The organism is Streptomyces sp. H39-C1 (assembly GCF_027158125.1).
GTDB lineage: Bacteria > Actinomycetota > Actinomycetes > Streptomycetales > Streptomycetaceae > Actinacidiphila > Actinacidiphila fildesensis.
Genome location: NZ_JAPVLS010000265.1, coordinates 1 through 1,238, shown reverse-complemented (window position 1 = coordinate 1,238; position 1,238 = coordinate 1). Strand labels below are relative to the sequence as shown.

Here is a 1,238-nt window from a genome sequence, read left to right as displayed (position 1 = left end):
GGCAGGTCGGCGTCATCGAGTGGGCAGATCCCCTGGATGCGTTGGGCGGCGTCACCGACGCCCCTTAAAGGAGACGAAATGTTCGGTTATCGCGTTCCCGCCCCCGACGAGGCGATGCTGATTTCAGGCGGCAGGCGGGGACTGGAAGGTGCGCCGTTCCGCGTGGTGACCGGCCACGGAAAGTTCGTGCTCCCCGTCTTCCGCAAGACCCGCTTCCTCACCCTGGCGATGTGCGAGGCCGAGGTCGCCGAGACCTGTGTGACCAAGCAGGGCATCGCCCTGTCGGTGACGGCCGTGATCGCCTTCAAGGTCGGCAACGACAGGGAGAGCATTGTCAACGCCGGCCAGCGGTTCCTTTCCGACCAGGACCAGATGTCGGTACTGACCGGCCGGATCTTCGCCGGTCATCTGCGCTCCATCATCGGCTCGATGACGGTCGAGGAGATCGTCACCGAACGGCAGAAGCTCGCCACCGAGGTGCTGGAGACCTCCAAGACCGAGATGGCGAAGATCGGGCTGACCGTCGACTCGCTGCAGATCCAGTCGATCGACGACGGCAACACCGGATACATCGCCGCGATGGCCGCACCGCACAAGGCGGCCATCCAGCGGCAGGCCCAGATCGCCCAGGCACAGGCCACCCAGGCCTCGGTCGAGGCGGAGCAGGTGGCCGCACGGAACCAGGCCGAGTACGCCCGGCAGACCGCCGTGGTGAAGGCCGAGTACTCGGCCCAGGTGGACCGCGCGCAGGCGGAGTCCGCGCAGGCCGGCCCGCTGGCGATGGCCCACGCGCAGCAGGAAGTGCTCATCGCCCAGACCGAACTGGCGCACCGCCAGGCCGAACTCAGGCAGCAGCAGCTGCGGGCCGAGATCGTGAAGCCCGCCGAGGCCGAGGCCGAGCGGATCAAGGTGCTGGCGATCGCCGAGGCCGAGCGGATGAAGATCCAGGCCGAGGCCGCGGCCTCGTACGACCGGGTGGCACTGGACCGGATGCTGATCGACCAGCTGCCGCTGATCGTCAAGGAGGCCGCCGGCGGCCTCGCCGGGGCCAATGTCAACGTCCTCAACGGCGCCGACGGCCTCAGTGAGATCGCGGCGGGACTGGTCGGCCAGGGGCTGACCATCCTGGACTCGGTTCGGAAGAACCTGAGCGGTTCCACCGAGTACCCCCGTCCGGGCAAGGACAACGGCCTGCTCGAGCTGCAGGGTTACCTGAAGCCGGCCGCCGGGCCCACGGA

The 1,238-nt window shown here is 68.3% G+C and carries 1 protein-coding gene; it reads left to right on the top strand.

Annotated features, from left to right (window positions below; translation table 11 throughout):
• Window positions 1-78: 78 nt before the first annotated feature.
• Window positions 79-1,238, top strand: a 1,160-nt coding sequence (locus O3W51_RS48120) for an SPFH domain-containing protein (RefSeq protein ID WP_138359667.1), incomplete at its 3' end; no start/stop codon positions are given.